General features: G+C 42.8%; 15 protein-coding genes and 1 other annotated feature. Of the genes, 8 read left to right on the top strand and 7 right to left on the bottom strand.

The annotated features are described in order from the left end of the window. Positions 1–126: 126 nt before the first annotated feature. Positions 127–1875 (bottom strand): aminodeoxychorismate synthase component I, encoded by a 1749-nt coding sequence (pabB, locus tag B0H99_RS02300; RefSeq protein ID WP_106531999.1) that lies wholly within the window; start codon positions 1873–1875, stop codon positions 127–129. Then, positions 1850–2464, bottom strand: coding sequence for an anthranilate synthase component II (locus tag B0H99_RS02295; RefSeq protein ID WP_106531998.1), 615 nt, complete (start codon positions 2462–2464; stop codon positions 1850–1852). Before B0H99_RS02295 ends, pabB begins: the two co-directional genes overlap by 26 nt. Before the next feature lie 241 nt (positions 2465–2705). Here B0H99_RS02295 and B0H99_RS02290 point away from each other — a divergent pair, with 241 nt between their 5' ends. Both B0H99_RS02290 and B0H99_RS02285 read left to right on the top strand, forming a co-directional pair. Further along, entirely contained in the window at positions 2706–3413 is a 708-nt protein-coding gene (locus tag B0H99_RS02290) for a hypothetical protein (protein ID WP_146137236.1), read from the top strand. Between the two features lie 286 nt (positions 3414–3699). Beyond that, a complete protein-coding gene (locus B0H99_RS02285; RefSeq protein ID WP_106531996.1) occupies positions 3700–5028 on the top strand; it encodes a D-serine ammonia-lyase in 1329 nt (442 codons plus the stop codon). A 305-nt stretch (positions 5029–5333) separates the two neighbouring features. On the opposite strand, the gene B0H99_RS02280 is transcribed toward B0H99_RS02285, so the two are convergent. Next, the gene (locus tag B0H99_RS02280; protein WP_106531995.1) at positions 5334–5750 is read right to left on the bottom strand and encodes a MerR family transcriptional regulator; all 417 of its coding nucleotides are present in this window, start codon (positions 5748–5750) and stop codon (positions 5334–5336) included. A gap of 350 nt (positions 5751–6100) precedes the next feature. Between B0H99_RS02280 and B0H99_RS02275 the strand changes: the two genes are divergently transcribed. The 6 genes from B0H99_RS02275 (at position 6101) to B0H99_RS02250 (ending at position 12761) form a co-directional block, all read left to right on the top strand. After that, entirely contained in the window at positions 6101–7141 is a 1041-nt protein-coding gene (locus tag B0H99_RS02275; RefSeq protein WP_106531994.1) for an NAD(P)-dependent alcohol dehydrogenase, read from the top strand. A gap of 316 nt (positions 7142–7457) precedes the next feature. Beyond that, positions 7458–7766, top strand: coding sequence for a PadR family transcriptional regulator (locus tag B0H99_RS02270; RefSeq protein WP_106531993.1), 309 nt, complete (start codon positions 7458–7460; stop codon positions 7764–7766). Positions 7767–7782: 16 nt separating this feature from the next. After that, positions 7783–8976 carry a chromate transporter gene (locus B0H99_RS02265; protein WP_106531992.1) on the top strand — a complete coding sequence of 398 codons (1194 nt, stop codon included), beginning with the start codon at positions 7783–7785 and terminating at the stop codon, positions 8974–8976. A gap of 309 nt (positions 8977–9285) precedes the next feature. Then, a complete protein-coding gene (locus B0H99_RS02260) occupies positions 9286–10080 on the top strand; it encodes a PAS domain S-box protein (protein ID WP_106531991.1) in 795 nt (264 codons plus the stop codon). A 218-nt stretch (positions 10081–10298) separates the two neighbouring features. Further along, positions 10299–10507, top strand: a binding site (T-box leader). 46 nt (positions 10508–10553) lie between these two features. Then, positions 10554–12242: an arginine--tRNA ligase gene (gene argS / locus B0H99_RS02255; protein WP_106531990.1), complete on the top strand. Its 1689-nt coding sequence runs from the start codon at positions 10554–10556 to the stop codon at positions 12240–12242. A gap of 84 nt (positions 12243–12326) precedes the next feature. Then, positions 12327–12761, top strand: coding sequence for a VOC family protein (locus tag B0H99_RS02250; protein WP_106531989.1), 435 nt, complete (start codon positions 12327–12329; stop codon positions 12759–12761). A gap of 39 nt (positions 12762–12800) precedes the next feature. On the opposite strand, the gene B0H99_RS02245 is transcribed toward B0H99_RS02250, so the two are convergent. The 4 genes from B0H99_RS02245 to B0H99_RS17660 form a co-directional block, all read right to left on the bottom strand. Beyond that, the gene (locus tag B0H99_RS02245; protein ID WP_106531988.1) at positions 12801–13478 is read right to left on the bottom strand and encodes an amino acid ABC transporter permease; all 678 of its coding nucleotides are present in this window, start codon (positions 13476–13478) and stop codon (positions 12801–12803) included. A gap of 21 nt (positions 13479–13499) precedes the next feature. Further along, on the bottom strand, positions 13500–14348 hold the full coding sequence (locus B0H99_RS02240; protein WP_106531987.1) for a transporter substrate-binding domain-containing protein: 849 nt from the start codon (positions 14346–14348) through the stop codon (positions 13500–13502). A gap of 182 nt (positions 14349–14530) precedes the next feature. Next, complete coding sequence (locus B0H99_RS02235; RefSeq protein ID WP_106531986.1) at positions 14531–16195, bottom strand: Rqc2 family fibronectin-binding protein; 1665 nt, start codon at positions 16193–16195, stop codon at positions 14531–14533. A 120-nt stretch (positions 16196–16315) separates the two neighbouring features. After that, positions 16316–16507 (bottom strand): hypothetical protein, encoded by a 192-nt coding sequence (locus B0H99_RS17660; protein WP_146137235.1) that lies wholly within the window; start codon positions 16505–16507, stop codon positions 16316–16318. Positions 16508–16561 lie beyond the last annotated feature (54 nt).

Genomic DNA, 16561 nt, shown 5'->3' with positions numbered 1-16561 from the left:
ACTACATCCGACCATTTCAAAAATTAAACTGCCACTCCCCGATTGAATATCGGACAATGGCAGCTTAGGTGTTTTTTCAAATGTCTCAAATTAATGGGTCAGTTCAATTAAAGCCATGTACTTTTTTTATTGGTTTAACAAATCCACTTTCAACCATCCACGTACGCTGTTAATAAACCAGATGGCATCAAAGCTATCCAAATCCTTTTTAAGCAGGCGTTTTTCTTCGATTTTCCCTGTCTGGAGCAAGTGTTGCCGGAGAGTGCCTGGCAATAACCCGCATGAAACCGGAGGAGTGTAGAACTTGCCGTCTTTCTCGGCCACTATATTCCCAATAGTGAATTCGGTCAGTTCCTCCTGTTCATTCCACAACAAGACTGAAAAAGCCTCTGGCGGAGCAGCTTTTTGATGTTCATCATAAACGTGGCGGTGTGTCGTTTTATGGAATAAAAACGGATCGGAGCTGTCAACAGGTGAAGTTGCAATAGAACAAACGAGAGGTTCCGAAAGCGGAGAAACCGTTTGGGCATCAATAGAAAGTTCGCCGGATCTATCCATCAACAACCTTATTTTGAACAAGCCTTTCGGGTAGTTTCTTGCAGATTGATCGAGCAGTTTATCGATAGCTGCTTTATTGAAATTGAAACTGAAATAACTGGCAGAGTCGCGAAGGCGCTCTACATGATAAGAACGCAACGGGTAGACTCCGTCCTCCAATTTCAGTGATTCCAATAACTTGAAGACTGGGCGCCGTGCTGATAAAACCTGTGCTTTTGTCAGAAGTTCCTTGTATTCACCTTCCGATGTGGAATCCCATGTAACGCCGCCGCCTACGCCATAGCTGGCTGTCCCTTTTTCGCCGTCAATGACTACAGTCCGGATCGGCACGTTGAACAGCGCATCTTTCTCTGGCGTGATAAAACCGATCGCGCCGCAATAAACTTCCCGGGGAGACTGTTCCAGTTCAGCGATAAACTCCATTGTGCTGATTTTGGGTGCACCTGTAATCGAACCGCACGGAAACAGGGCTCGGAACCAATCAAAAACAGTGAGTTCTTTGTTTATTTCCGCTTGTACGGTTGACGTTAGCTGATGGACCGTCGGGTATTTTTCTGCTTCGAACATGCGTGGGACGGTGACCGTTCCTGATTTTGCCAAGCGGCTGATATCGTTGCGCAACAAATCGACAATCATCAGATTTTCCGCCCGCTCTTTTTCGGAAGTGAGCAACCGGTCTACATTGCGTTCATCTTCAGCGGTCACGCGCCCTCGCGGAGCAGTACCTTTCATCGGTCTGGCGGTGATTTTCTGGCCATCAATCCGAAAAAACAATTCCGGTGAAGCGGAGAGGATCTTATCTTTTCCAAAATCCAGATAAGCGCTGTAGCTGGATTGCTGGTTACGTGCCAGTTGCCGGTAAAATGCCCGGTCGCTTCCTTGAAACTGTGCATGCAATCGTTCCGTGTAGTTGACCTGGTACGTATGCCCTTCTTCAATCGCTTGTTTGATCTTCCGGATTCCTTCCTGGTATTGTTGAATTGAACCCGCCATCTGCCATTCTGATACCGAGTATTCTTCTAGTGCATCCCAGTTCTCTTCAGCAACACCCGGTTTTTCAAATAACCCGAACCATACTAAAGGAAGGTCGGATTGAGAGTGGACCTTCATTTTCGGATTAAAGGCCGGAGCCGCTTCATACGATACATAGCCGGCGGCATAATAACCCGCCTTGACGGCTGTTTCGAGAGAGTCCATAAGTTTAGGGATTTCATCGAGATTCGTGGTTTTCAAAACTTTTACTGGATTTAAAAAGGCAAGCGGCTGGATGTGTCCTTGTTCGTTGGGAAACTCAAACAGCAGATAAGGATTCGCCATGAATAAGACCTCCAATCTGCTTCTTTTTCCATTCAAGTGCTTGGTTGTATGCGTTTTTTAGCATATAGAACCCATCGCCCGTTAAAATGGATTCCGGATGAAACTGAATGCCAGCTACTGGCAGAGTAGTATGCCGCACCGCCATGATGGCACCATCCTCAGACCGGGCCGTCACAGCAAGCGTTTTTGGCATCGTTTCTTCGTCTGCAACCAGCGAATGGTAACGCACTACAGGTGTCGGGTTTGGAATACCGGCAAATATCCTGGACTCTTCATGGCTGACAAGCGAGATTTTGCCATGGACCGGTTGCTGTCCCTTTACAACTTTGCCGCCAAAATGCTCCACTATTGTTTGATGGCCGAGGCAGACTCCCAGTATAGGAATTTGGTCAGAGAGCGTCTGCAGAATTTCAGACTTTCGGGGTTTTCCTGGCCCGGGAGACAAAACAAGCAAATCGGGCTCTAGTTCTGCAATAGCTGAAGGTGAAATTTCACCGTCCTGATATACCAGAACAGCAGGATCTATTTGCAGAAAGTATTGGACAAGATTATAAGTGAATGAATCGTGGTTATCGATAAGAACGATCACACTGAGCACCTCTTCAAATTAAATATTAGGCAAACATCATTATACTATAGAACTTAAACTTTAAGATGCAGGGCGCTTCTAATTTGATAGTTAAAAGTCATGCTTAAGAAGCGAATCTTTGTGCCCTTGGCCTGCTTACAATCTTTCAGCCATGATATAGTGGATATAAATGGAATGGGTGCAGAATGTGAAGAGAAATAGGGGTGTTAACCATGTCAGCTCAAAAGAGGGAGGAAATTATTTGTATCGAAGAATTTGCTGGTTGGTTATATGGGTATTTCTTTTATTATTAATTTCCGCTTGCGGTAGAAGCATAGACCTTAATGAAGCAAATCCACACAGACATTATAAAGATGACAAAATGATCGGCACAGTATGGGAAATAGATAATGATGACAACAGTCTTATTATTGATATTTCGGAATGGGAAAAGCGAGATAGAAAAGGCGCTGGCATAACCGATGAAGGATACTCCTATATGGCTAGATTATCAGAAGAAACACGGATGAAATATGAGGATGGAAGAGCTGCGTCGATCGACGATATAAAAAAGGGGCAAAAAGTGCTGGTTAATCCGCCAAGGGGAAATAAATTCGAAGGTTATCCAATGGAATTGGTCTTATTAGAGATGTCTCACGAAGAAAAGTATTCGCGGTTTCTATCACATATAGATGGATTCAATATCGTCGTCATGTATGAAAATGGCGGTACTGTGCCAGTGGAAATGCAGGATTCTTTGTACGGAAATGTATTGGATATACTGGAAGGGACAGAACATGAAGCTGTAGCTGCATGGATTGAGTATGATGAAGATCATGTTATAGATTATAAAAAAGATTTAAGGATTGAACAATTTCCGGTCATTCTTGTATTTGACCCGGATGCGCTTCTTTTTAAAACTTATCACGCAGATGATTTATACGCTTTTTTTAATAATCTAAAAAATTAATACTAGGCAAAATATCCTTATAGAAAAATCCACTAAAAGATATTCAAGAAAACGATGTGTATAAAAGCCATCGTTGTCATCGTCTTAATTTTGGCTAGAGTCGGTTAGTTTTCACTTTCTATATTTCAAATCTAATCCTAACTGAATGGTTTTAGAAGTTGAATGCTTCATACAACCTCTATTACAAGAAAGCAGTGTTATTTGGAATAGATATTCACCTATCTTTTTGACGATGTTCTTGTATCATGAAAGTAAAAAGCAAATCTTTATTGAAAGGATGAGCATTATGGTTTTTGGGCAACAGACCAAAGAACAGTGGATACAGCGGGACCCCCAGCTGAAAAAAATTGTGGATTTAGAGCCAATCGTTTGGCTGAATCCAAAACAAAAGGCAATAAAGGATACTCACTTGCCGCTATCAAGAACAGACATGGAAGAAGCGGAAGCGCTCTGGCTTCGCTTTGCGCCTTATCTTGCTGAAGTATTTCCGGCAACGCAGGAAACGGGAGGAATCGTTGAATCGCCTTTCCGGCTTATTCCGGAAATGAAAAAGGCATTGAGCAGTTATTTTGAAACACATATCCAAGGTGAGTTATACCTAAAATGCGACAATGAACTAGCGATTGCCGGTTCTGTTAAAGCGCGTGGCGGTGTATATGAAGTGCTGCACCATGCCGAACAGCTGGCGCTTAGTGCCGGTTTGATTACAAAAGACGACAATTACAAAGCATTCGCTGATGAAACATTCAAACAGTTTTTCAGCCAATATGCGATCGGGGTCGGCTCTACTGGAAATCTCGGGCTAAGCATAGGCATTATTAGCGCTGAGCTTGGATTTGATGTTTCCGTCTACATGTCGGCTGATGCCAAGCCATGGAAGAAAGAGCTGCTGCGTGAAAAAGGGGCAACAGTCCATGAAGTTGACGGCGATTTTGGAAAAGCAATTGCGAATGGCCGTGAGGAAACATTGCAAACACCGAACGCTTATTTTGTCGATGATGAAAAGTCGAGAAACCTATTTCTTGGTTATAGCGTAGCCGCTTTTCGGCTCCAAAAGCAATTGAAAGACGAAAATATTGCAATTGATAAAGAACATCCGCTTTTTGTCTACTTGCCATGCGGAGTTGGCGGCGCACCGGGTGGCATCACCTTCGGCTTGAAGCAAGTTTTTGGTGACAACGTCCACTGCTTTTTCGTAGAACCGACCCACTCACCGGCTGTCCTCCTTGGTTTGATGACTGGTTTGAAAGAAAAAATCTGTGTCCAGGATTTTGGCATCGATAACTGTACCGAAGGCGACGGCCTTGCAGTTGGACGGCCATCGAGTTTCGCTTCTGCCTTTAGTGAGCAGCTAGTCAGCGGTGTTTACACACTTGAAGACAATGAGTTATTTGAGCTGCTGGCGCTTTTGGCAGACAGCGAAGAAATTTACGTCGAACCATCAGCCGCGGCTGGCTTATGCGGTCCCCATAAGATTTTGCAATCAGGCTATTGCGAAGAAAATGGCATCAATGCGGAAAAAGCGGTGCACATCGTTTGGGCGACAGGCGGGGCGCTTGTGCCGAAGGAAGATATGGAAAACTTCTACGAAAAAGGGAAAGGGCTTTTAAAATAGGCGGACCTATATTTTTTTAAAAATTTTTGCTGAGATTCTTTTCGGAGCCATTTACGTTTTTGCTCCGAAATAAACGGGCGCTAAAAAGAAAGCTGTAATTTTAAGGGATCCGGTTGTTGTCCATTCATAAAAGTATTAAGAAATAAAAGAACGTTCGCAAAGTGTTGAAACACTTAGCGAACGTCTTTTCTCGTTTTTTAAAAATTTGTGAATACCAGCGTTAACTTATCGAAGTTTATGCTGTACTTTCGCTTTTATTGAACTGTTTATGAAATGGATCTTAGTTCACTGCAGATGGGTTTCTTTTAGTTAGGAAGGGAAATCTCATTTTTATCTTTTTTATGAATATCTTCAGTGCCTGCATCTAATGCAACTTTATAATAGAAACATTTATGTTCAATAACTTCCATTGTCTTTTGCAGTTCTTCTATTTGAGCTTCTACAATGGCTTTTCGTTCCATAAACATCTCATACCGTTGCTGCAGGGAAGAATCCCCGTCCGAGCACCAATCAATAAAACTTTTTATTTCCTTAATTGGCATTGCGGTAGCTTTCAAACATTCAATTATTCGTAGAGCACTGATATCGGATTCTTTGAACAACCGCGTTCCGCTAGGAGTCCGTTCTACAAAAGGCATAAGCCCTTCCTTATCGTAGTAGCGTAGAGTATAAACAGTTAAATTCAATTCTTTTGCGACTTCACCGATAGAATATGTCTTCATTTTCTACCTCCTATATCTTAATTATACTTTGAGTTAACTCTAGTTTCCTAAGGAATTTATCATGGCAATGTTTGAATGTCAAAGCCGATTTTACGGAAGTTGAAAATAATTCTGATTGTAAGGGCAATATCTAATTTCAAAAACCATTTAACTGGCAGCAAGGATAAACGGTTTGTAGATATGCAGCAGGAAACGCAACTTATCACTTGACCTAGAGTTAACTATAAGGATTATTATTGTTTCTTAAGAGAACAAAGTAAGGCAGAAAGTATTAGTGGAAAGCTTGATCCAGTGCTTCATTAATGGCCTTTACAAATTGATTCTCGTAAAAATGTATAGGAGGGTTTCATATGTTAACTGTTAAAGCACGAGCTGTAGATGGTCCGGACAAAGCTTTTCGCGAGGCGGAAATTATACGCCGCGACCTTGATGCCCAGGATGTCCTGATTGAAATCAAATTTGCAGGGATATGCCATTCGGATATCCATACTGCACACGGTGAATGGGGTCCAGTGAACTATCCTCTTGTACCGGGACATGAAATTGCTGGGATTGTTACAGAAGTGGGAGCGGAAGTTACGAAATACAAAGTCGGTGATCGTGTTGGGGTCGGGTGCATGGTTGATTCATGCGGAGAATGCGTAAATTGCCAAAAAGGTGAAGAACAGTACTGCCTAAATGGAAATGTCCCTACCTATGCCGGTGTTGACAAATATGGTGAACCTACTCAAGGCGGCTATTCCACACATATTGTAGTAACGGAAGATTTTGTCGTGCAGATACCTGATGGCATTGAACTTGACGCCGCAGCACCTTTACTATGTGCAGGGATTACGACATATTCTCCATTGAACCATTGGGGAGCTGGCCCGGGCAAAAAAGTGGCGGTTGTCGGTATGGGCGGCCTAGGCCATGTTGCTGTCAAGATTGCAGCAGCAATGGGTGCGGATGTTACCGTCCTTTCACAATCATTAAGTAAAAAAGAAGACGGTTTGGAATTTGGTGCAAAAGATTACTATGCTACCAGTGATCCTGAAACCTTCGAGAAACTGGCTGGAAACTTTGATTTAATCATTAATACGGTAAGCGCAAAAATCGACATAGATGCTTATTTCTCGTTATTATCACTCGATGGTACGTTAGTAAACGTGGGTGCGCCTCCAGAGCCGCTAGAAGTAAATGTATTTTCCCTCATTGGACACCGCCGTTCATTTGCAGGTTCAATGATTGGAGGCATTCGTGAGACGCAGGAGATGTTGAATTTCTGTGCCGAACACAGTATTGTTCCTAAGATAGAAGTGATTTCCGCTGATCAAATTGACGAGGCCTATGAGCGCGTATTGGCTTCAGATGTGAAGTACCGTTTTGTGATTGATACCAGCACAATTTAAGCATCGCCAAAACTTTCAAAGTCAGCTGAAGAATTCAATGTTAATATTAATTGCAGCTGTTTTTCTTGCAGAAGACAATAAAGACCAAATGGAATTGACCATCATGAATCTATGATGTGAAAATTCTATTTGGTCTTTTATTGATTGGAAAACTGTTTCGCAGATCACTCGTTCTTAATATTAAACTATTGTAAATTTTACAGTACTAAGCAATTCTAAAAATTCATTTATGATATGGTAATACTAGTAGTATTAATATCGAAGGGCGATATTGAAAACCATTATTTAGAATCGATAACAAGGGGGAAGTAATCTATTGGAAGATAAAGTATTGCGTAAACTCTTTTTGGGCTTTATCCATATCCATATCTTGCACCATGCAAAAGAGAGCCCCATTTTCGGTTCTTGGATGTTGGAGGAGTTGAGAGAGCATGGCTATAGTATAGGTCCGGGGACACTTTATCCCATTCTTCATTCGATGGAATCGGACGGTCTCTTAACACGGGAAGACCGGAACGTGGAAGGGAAAATCAGGAAATATTACAGCATTACTGAAAAAGGAGAACAAATTCTGGTCGAAGCCCAGAAAAAAGCGTACGAACTCTTTAAAGAAATCAAAGACTGATCCAAAGGAGAGAATTATGAATTCAAACAACTCAAGAACAAGCTTTAAATCATTAATGGAAATTCTTTTTGTTTCAACGCGTCTCGGCCTCACTTCATTTGGTGGGCCAATCGCACACTTGGGGTATTTTCATGAAGAATATATCCGGAGAAGAAAGTGGATGGATGAAAAAAGCTATGCAGATCTAGTAGCCCTTGCTCAATTTCTTCCAGGGCCTGCCAGCAGCCAGGTGGGTATCGGGATTGGGGTCATGCGTGGAGGCGTATTAGGTGGAATCGTTTCCTTCATTGGATTTACGCTGCCTTCGGTCATAGCATTGATTTTGTTCGCCCTGATTCTGCAAAACTTTGACGTTGCAGAATCAGGGTGGATTCATGGATTGAAAATCGTTGCTGTGGTTGTTGTAGCGCACGCCATTTTGGGAATGGCGAAAAACTTGGCACCTGACTTGAACAGAAAAGCGATTGCGTTATTTGTGCTTGTGGCAACACTTTTTTGGCAATCGACGTTTACACAAGTGGGCGTGATATTGATAGCTGCTGTGATCGGATATTTTCTTTATAGAAATAGTGCGGAAACCGATGAAAATCGTGTTCAATTTCCGATAGCGAAACGATTTTCAGCAATATGTCTCGGATTATTTTTTGCTCTGCTGTTTTTATTGCCAATTCTGCGGGAAGCTACAGGTTCATACTGGGTAGCCATGTTTGATAGCTTCTACCGATCAGGATCTCTGGTATTCGGGGGCGGACATGTTGTATTGCCTTTGCTGGAACAGGAGTTTGTTCCGACTGGCTGGCTGAGCGAAGAAGCATTTTTGGCGGGCTATGGTGCTACACAAGCGGTTCCGGGACCGCTTTTCACTTTTGCCGCATACCTTGGCACTGTGATGAATGGATGGCAAGGCGGACTGTTTGCGACCGTCGCAATTTTCCTGCCGGCCTTCTTGTTGATATTAGGAGCCTTGCCTTTTTGGGATATGCTCCGGAATAACAAAAAAATCAAAGGCGCAGTGATGGGAGTCAATGCCGCCGTTCTTGGCATCTTGATTTCGGCCTTTTATACACCGATTTGGACAAGCTCAATCCTGGAGCCAATGGATTTTGCATTGGCCGCCGTATTGTTTAGCATGTTGGTTTATTGGAAACTGCCGCCTTGGGTCATCGTAATTTGCGGAGCCATTGGTGGATCGCTATTGACCTTACTATAAAAGGTGAAAGAAATTTGATTTTTCATACAGGAACAAGAGCCTTTCTCTTAATGCATCTAAAGTTAGAGTCGAACTAGCTTTAGTGCGGGAGAGGTTTTTTTTGTTAGACTGCAAGTTTTTTTGAAAAAAGGGTCTTACAGGAGCATAAAGAAGAGGTTAAACCGGCCGATTCCAGCAAGAAATAGAGGACCGACAGAAAGAAAATCAGGAGAATCTATAGCCTCAAAGAAAAAAAGTCCTTAAGGCGATTCCAATCACTTGAAGTATTGTATATCTACGTTAGACTTTTAGTATGGGGAGTGGGTAACATTGGAATTTAAATTGTCAGATGAACCGATACAAGCGATTAGTGAACGTGAACATTTTTACCGCCAGCTCATTGAACAATCGAGCGAAATAATCATCGTCCATCAAAATCATCAGGTTCTATATATTAATGAATCTGGTTCAAAAGCGTTAAGAGGAACAAAAGAACAGATTCTTGGTGCGAGTGTCTTGAGTATTATAAAAGAAGAATATAAAGAAGCCATCAGACAACGAATTCAAAAAGTCATGGCAGAAAACAAACCGGCCCAGTTGATTGAACAAACCATGTTGCGGCTGGATGGATCACCATTTGATGTTGAAGTAAATTGCAGTCCAGTTATTTATAGAAACCAAAAAGCCATACAATCGGTATTGCGCGATATAACTCCACGGAAAGAAGCGGAAAGAAAACAGAAAGAACTTGTCAAAGAAATAAATTCAATTTCAGCGCCGATAGTACCGGTATCTAAGGGAGTTTCCGTTCTGCCATTGATAGGGTCAATCGATCCTATCAGAGCCAAACAGTTGGCAGAAGACATTCCGTCAAAAATTCAAAAGTACAATGTTGATTATCTCATCATTGATTTTTCGGGAATCTATAATATCGACAGTTTGGTGATCGAATATCTTTTTCAAATCAGCAAAACGATAAGGTTATTGGGAATCCAGCCTATTTTGACTGGTTTACGGCCAGACCTTGCCCAGAAAGTTGTGGAAATTGGAGTGGATTTATCCGCTATACATACGATGGCTACTGTAGAAGATGCAATGAATTATTTAGCGCGGAAAAACCAATGATTTTTCTGCCTGGTGCATGAATGACAGGAATAACATGTACTATGTTGATGAATCAGTGAAATAATCGTTAAGTTGGTATACTGATCATTTTTGGTTAAGCTATATCGTTGAATCGCAGCTTTGCAAAGTGACAGGTTCTAGTAATCGATAATGTTGGAAATTACTGAAAAAAGCATTTTGACATTTATTTTCCATTCCTATATACTGGTAAAAATACACGAAATTCTGTGAAGAAGAGAGTAAAAAAGAAGATGGCGAAAGCGAACTGGGGATGGTGGGAGCCCAGTGGCCTATACTTTTTGAAACGCACTTCTGAGAAGCGGCCTGAACGGTTCAGTAGGGCTTTGTCGGAGAAATCCGTTATCCTTTTCGAGCTGGTCCAAATATGGACAACCAGAGTGGTACCGCGGGAAATCCCGTCTCTAGTAATCTAGAGGCGGGATTTTTTTATTTCTGAAAATGGAGGGAAAAGTATGCAAAAGACTATTTATGCAGAAGCAATCAATGAACAGACGAACGGTGCTTTAACGATGGATGCTGTGGTCAAGCTGATCGAAAAACCGAAGTTTAAAAGCCAGGGGGATTTTGCTTTTCCGTGTTTCGCATTGGCCAAAACGATGCGCAAAGCGCCGCAAAAAATTGCTGAAGAACTTGCTGCAACCATCGATCATCCTCTTTTTGAAAAAATTGTTGCAGATGGTCCGTATGTTAATGGTTTTTTGGAAAAACAAACTGTCAGCAAACAAATTGTCAACGCCATTTTAGAAGCAGGCTCTTCTTACGGCTCCCATTCTTTCGGAAACGGCCAAAGCATCACCATCGACTTTTCCTCACCAAACATTGCAAAACCGTTTTCAATGGGCCATCTGCGCTCAACAGTCATTGGAAATTCGCTTGCCAAAATTACAGAAAAATGCGGCTATGCAGCTGTTCGGATCAACCATCTTGGCGACTGGGGAACCCAGTTCGGCAAGTTGATCGTTGCTTACCGGTTGTGGGGCAACGAAGAAAAGGTGCGTCAAGCGCCGATCAAAGAATTGCTGGCTTTGTATGTAAAGTTCCATGCAGAAGCGGAAAAAGAACCGAGGTTGAATGAAGAAGGGCGTCTTTGGTTCAAGAAGCTTGAAGAAGGAAACGAAGAGGCGAACAAGTTGTGGAAGTGGTTCCGTGATGAATCGCTGCAGGAGTTCTCAAAAATATATGCCCTACTGGGGGTAGAATTTGATTCGACTGCCGGAGAAGCGTTTTACAACGATAAAATGGACAAGGCGCTCGAACTTCTGGCAGAGCAGAAAATGCTGTCTTCGTCCCAAGGGGCGGAAGTGGTGGATTTGGCGGAATACGGGTTGCCTCCGCTATTGGCCAAGAAAAGTGATGGCGCCACATTATATGCCACCCGGGATTTGGCTGCGGCGCTGTATAGGCAGGAGCAGAATCAATTTTCGAAAGCTTGGTATGTGGTCGGCTCTGAACAAACGCTCCATTTCAAACAATTGTTTTTAGTGCTTCAGAAGATGGGCTATAGATGGGCAGAGGAAATGACCCATATACCGTTCGGCTTTGTTTTGAAAGATGGAAAAAAGATGTCGACCCGCAAAGGGGAAATCGTATTGTTGGAGGAAGTGCTGGCTGAAGCGATCCGATTGGCAGAAGAAAATATTGATGAAAAAAATCCTTCATTAAAAAACAAACAAGAAGTGGCCAAAATGGTCGGTGTTGGAGCAGTCATCTTCCATGATTTGAAAAATGACCGTCAAAACAGCATAGAGTTTTCCCTAGAACACATGTTGAGATTTGAAGGGACGACCGGTCCTTATGTGCAATATACACATGCACGTGCGTGTTCGATTTTGCGGAAATCTTCTATAGAAATAAGTGGAGGGTCTTCATCCGGCTTGAAGGACGAAGCAAGCTGGGCTGTTGCAAAACTTCTTATGGAATTCCCAAACATCATTGAAAAAAGCTTTCTTCAACATGAGCCCTCAGCCATTGCCAAGTACGTTCTCGAGCTGGCGCAGGAGTTTAATAAATATTATAGCCATGTCAAAATATTAGCGGACGACGGAGAGCTTGAAAGCAGGCTGATGCTTGTAAAAGCCGTCGCCATTGTTTTAGAGGAAGGCTTAAGGCTGTTGGGAGTAAAAGCGCCAAGCGAAATGTAAGAAATAACTTCGATCCTGGCAGGACTCTTTGCCAATAGAGCGAATTAATACAGGGTCTTACCAATCCCGAATGGAGGAGAAGAAATGGCCCTGCAAGCAAAAGAAATCTATGTTAATTTGCCGGTAAAAGACTTGGAAAAATCAGTTGATTTTTTTACAAAGCTGGGATTTAGTTTTCACCCTGAAATGACGGATGAAAAAGCAACATGCATGATTGTCGGCCAAAACATTTATGTTATGCTGTTGACTGAACCATTCTTCAAAACGTTTACGAGAAAAGAGCTGGCAGATGCAACAAAAAACACGGAAGTGATTGTAGCAATATCTGCGGACAGCCGGCAAGAGGTCAATGACGTCGTCAACAAAGCACTAGAAGCTGGTGGAACAGCGTCCAACGATCCGATGGACAACGAATATATGTACCTTTGGAGTTTTCAAGACCTGGATGGCCACCTCTGGGAAGTGATGGCTATGCCGGAAAATGATGAAACGAATGATTTGGATAAAAGCAGCACTTGATGCATAAGAAAAAGCTTGAGGAAATTTCCTCAAGCTTTTTTATAAATAGTCCGCATAGCGTTTTTCAAGATAATTTTGAAACACGGTCATAACTGAGCAGATTGCCCAGTAAATAAGTGCTACTAAAATCAATAGCGTAAGCAAATCATATTCCCGAGCACCAACAATGCGTGCTTTTTGGAATACTTCCGGCACTGTGATCATCGCAGCCAAAGATGAAGCTTTGATCAAGTCCAAGTAAACATTTGATAGAGGCGGCACGGCGATGCGCACAGATTGCGGCAAAATAATGCGCCGCATAATTTGCCAGTAAGTCATGCCAAGGGCGCGAGACGATTCCCATTGGCCTTTATCGACTGAAGCCAAGGCTGATCGAAAAACTTCTGCGATATAGGCTGCACTATTAATGGAAAAACCGATTAAAGCAGCTTGAACCGCTGTAAATTCAATGCCAACAACTGGCAGCGCAAAATACAGCAAGAACAATATGACCAGAATCGGGACGCCGCGCATGAACGAAATATAAAATCTTGCTGGCCACTGGAGTATTTTAAAAGCGGAAGTGCGTGCCAAGGCTAAGAAAAAACCGATAATAATTCCCAAAATCATACTGACGATGGAAATAAGCAGCGTATACCAAATGCCTTCAAGTACATATGGCAGGGATTTAATAGCAAGAGCCGGATCAAACAGCAACCCCCATTCAATATCATTCATGGATTTACCTCCAATTTCTCCTTAATCGATATCCGGTTGTTGCGAAACGTCTGCTCCCGCAAAAAACTCAGCGGAAATTCGGGAGATGGTACCGTCCTCAAGCATTTCTTCGATCACCCGGTTAACGTTTTCGGCAAGCTCTTGATTTTCTTTATTCACAACAAGCCCTACTTCTGAAGGACTGTATTTAATATCCGGATGGATGGTGATGTTCAGTTCAGGAAAAGCGGCTACCCCGAATGTAGATAGATAGTAGTCGTTCAAAATAACATCAGTTCGTCCGATAGAGACGTCGCGCAGATAGACTTCGTTTGTTGCGTTGTCATACGTTACTTCTTCTGCTCCATAACTGCGGGCAATTTCCATATAAATTGATGTTGAAACGCCGGCAGCTTTTTTTCCTTTAACGTCTTCTAACGTTTGGATGCCGGATAAATCATCTTTTCGCACAACTGCGGTGCCGTAAGAATATTTGATAGGAGTTGTAAAAGTGAATTTGTCCATCCGGTCTTCCGTAATTTCTATATCATTCGCAGCCATGTCGATTTGGCCAGTCGAAACACTGGTCAGCATTTCATCAAATCCAAGTTCTTTAAATTCGATATCCAAATCCAAACGTTTGCCGAGCTCACGGACCACTTCAACTTCAAAGCCGGTCAATTCATCTGATTCAGCGTCATGGAAAGAGGTGGCGAGAAGCGTTCCAGAAGTGGCTACCGTCATCGAGCCTTTTTCTTGGATTTCATCCCAAGCGGTTTTAGGCTCTTCGGCTGGTTTAGCAGATTCGCTATTGCCGCAAGAAGCAAGGAGCAGTAGTGAAATGGCGCCAGATGCCATAAAAAGTTTTTGTTTCGAGAAAACTGTTTTCATTAAAATCCTCCTAATAAGTAAGTCCTTTAAAAAGATAGCATTTACAGCCTTTAAGGGCAATAAAATGTTATAGGATTAATAGGGATTGCAAAAGAGAATATCATATAGATATTATGTTAACAAATCGAGGCTTTTAATCCAAAACAGCCGGGAAGCATCGGTGCTTCCCGGCTGTTTCCTGTTTATTTTTTTAATTTGATCACTAAATCTTCATCTGGTGTTACAAATACAGTTTTCTGTTCAAAATAAATAACAAATCCCGGCTTTGCGCCGTTCGGTTTTTTCACTTGGCGGGCTTCGGTGTAGTCGACCGGCACAGAAGATGAGTCCCGAGCTTTGCTGAAATAGGCGGCAATAGCGGCGGCTTCAAGAAGTGTGGTTTCATCCGGATCATTATCATGGATAATAACATGCGAACCCGGAATATCCTTAGTATGCAGCCAGGTATCTGACTTGGCAGCTACTTTGAATGTCACAAAGTCATTTTGTTTGTTGTTTTTGCCGACGGAGATGGGCGTTCCGGTGCTCGAAACATACGATTCGACCGTAGGTTTCGTCGGTTTTTTCTTTTTCTTCGATTTTTGTGCTTTCATGAAGCCCTGTTCTGCCAACTCTTCACGGATTTCTTCTATATCCGAAATGCCTGCTTGCTGGACTTGCTGCATAAGCGTTTCGAAATACTCGATATCTTCAGTAGTTTTTTCAATTTGCTCTTGCGTTTTTACAAGAGCCGTCTTCGCTTTCTGGTAGCGTGAATAATAACGCTGGGAATTGTCGATCGGCGTTTTCCGCGGATCGAGCGTGATGGTCACTTTTTCATCGTTGTAGTAATTGTCGACTTCAATTTCTTTCATGCCTTTGGTAATACGATGCAGATTAGCCATGATCAACTCGCCGTTCAATTGAAGCTCGTCACGTTTTTCGGCTTGGTCCTGTTCTTTTTGCAGCTTTTTCAGTTTTAATTTCAGCTTTGAAATTTCATTTTGCAGCCAGCGTTCCAGATCGCCCGCCTGTTGTTTAACGCGGTCGCGTTCCGCTTTGGCATAGTACATACGATCAAGCAATTCCCCGAGAGTCGGAAACGCCATTTCCTCGCTGTCGATATGCGTCAAAGCCGTAGCGGAAAAATAACTTTTGCCTTGATGTTCAACATAATGGCCGATCGGATTTGCGGAAAGAAAATCGTCAAGAAAATTTCGGGCGGTCTCCTTCTTGTTGTCGGCCTGCAGAGTACGGAAGTGGAACTCCCGTGCGTTCAACGGCGAGAAGCCGGCAAATGATCCAACGAGTTCTTTTTCATCTTTTTCGATCAATCCATCAGGAGATGAAAACGGATCAATTTTCTCCTGTGAAGGAGGAAATACATAGGCCTGACCTGGAAGTACGGTCCGGTACGAGTTAACGCTTGGCGGCAGATGCTTCAGGCTATCAAGAATCATCATGCGCGTCGAGTCGACTAAGATGACATTCGAGTGGCGGCCCATCATTTCTACATGGAGTTCCCGTTCAATGTCATCGCCAATTTCGTTTTTTGATCTGATTTTGATAATGATCAGCCGATCCATTTCATGCTGTACAACATCTGTAATCACACCGCCTTCGATATGTTTGCGGAGCAGCATGCAAAACATCGGAGGTTCGGAAGGATTGATATTAGCCATTGCGGTCAAATGTATTCGCGAGTAGGACGGGTGAATGGAAATTAATAATTTATGGTTGTGCCCTTGCGCGCGGATATGCAATAGCAGTTCAAGCTGGTTAGGCTGATGAACTTTTGAAATTCTGCCTGTCACGAGGCTTTGAAGTTCCCGTGTCATCGCTTTTGTAAATAATCCATCAAATGCCATGAAAAAATCCCTCTTTCAAATCGTTTTGTTCCATCTTATCATTTTCCCGGTGTATTATGATATAATAAGACAGTTAGTTAGAAAACGAGGAAGAATGATCAGTTGCGGATGGCAGTGGTTCTAGTGGAGAAAATGATGAAATTCATTTCTCTCGGCAATAGCAGTGCGGTTGTTGAGAATCGGAATATCACTATTGTCATCCCAGATTCCGTGCCGGCCAAGCGGCTGATCAAAAAGCCCGCAGCAAGGGCTGCTCGTTAATGTCACTGGCAGGAAGAAACCAAGTCCATTTTCATTATGGACATTGACCATTTGGTAATAGCCTCGGTGGCTGCCGAGACAGCAATTGCACGCGGTAAAGAAAAC

Origin of the sequence: Planomicrobium soli, from assembly GCF_003014655.1 — a bacterium.
In the GTDB taxonomy this organism is placed as follows: Bacteria; Bacillota; Bacilli; order Bacillales_A; family Planococcaceae; genus Planococcus; species Planococcus soli_B.
The sequence above is the reverse complement of the archived record's forward strand: the minus strand, read 5'-3'. Positions and strand labels throughout refer to the sequence as shown.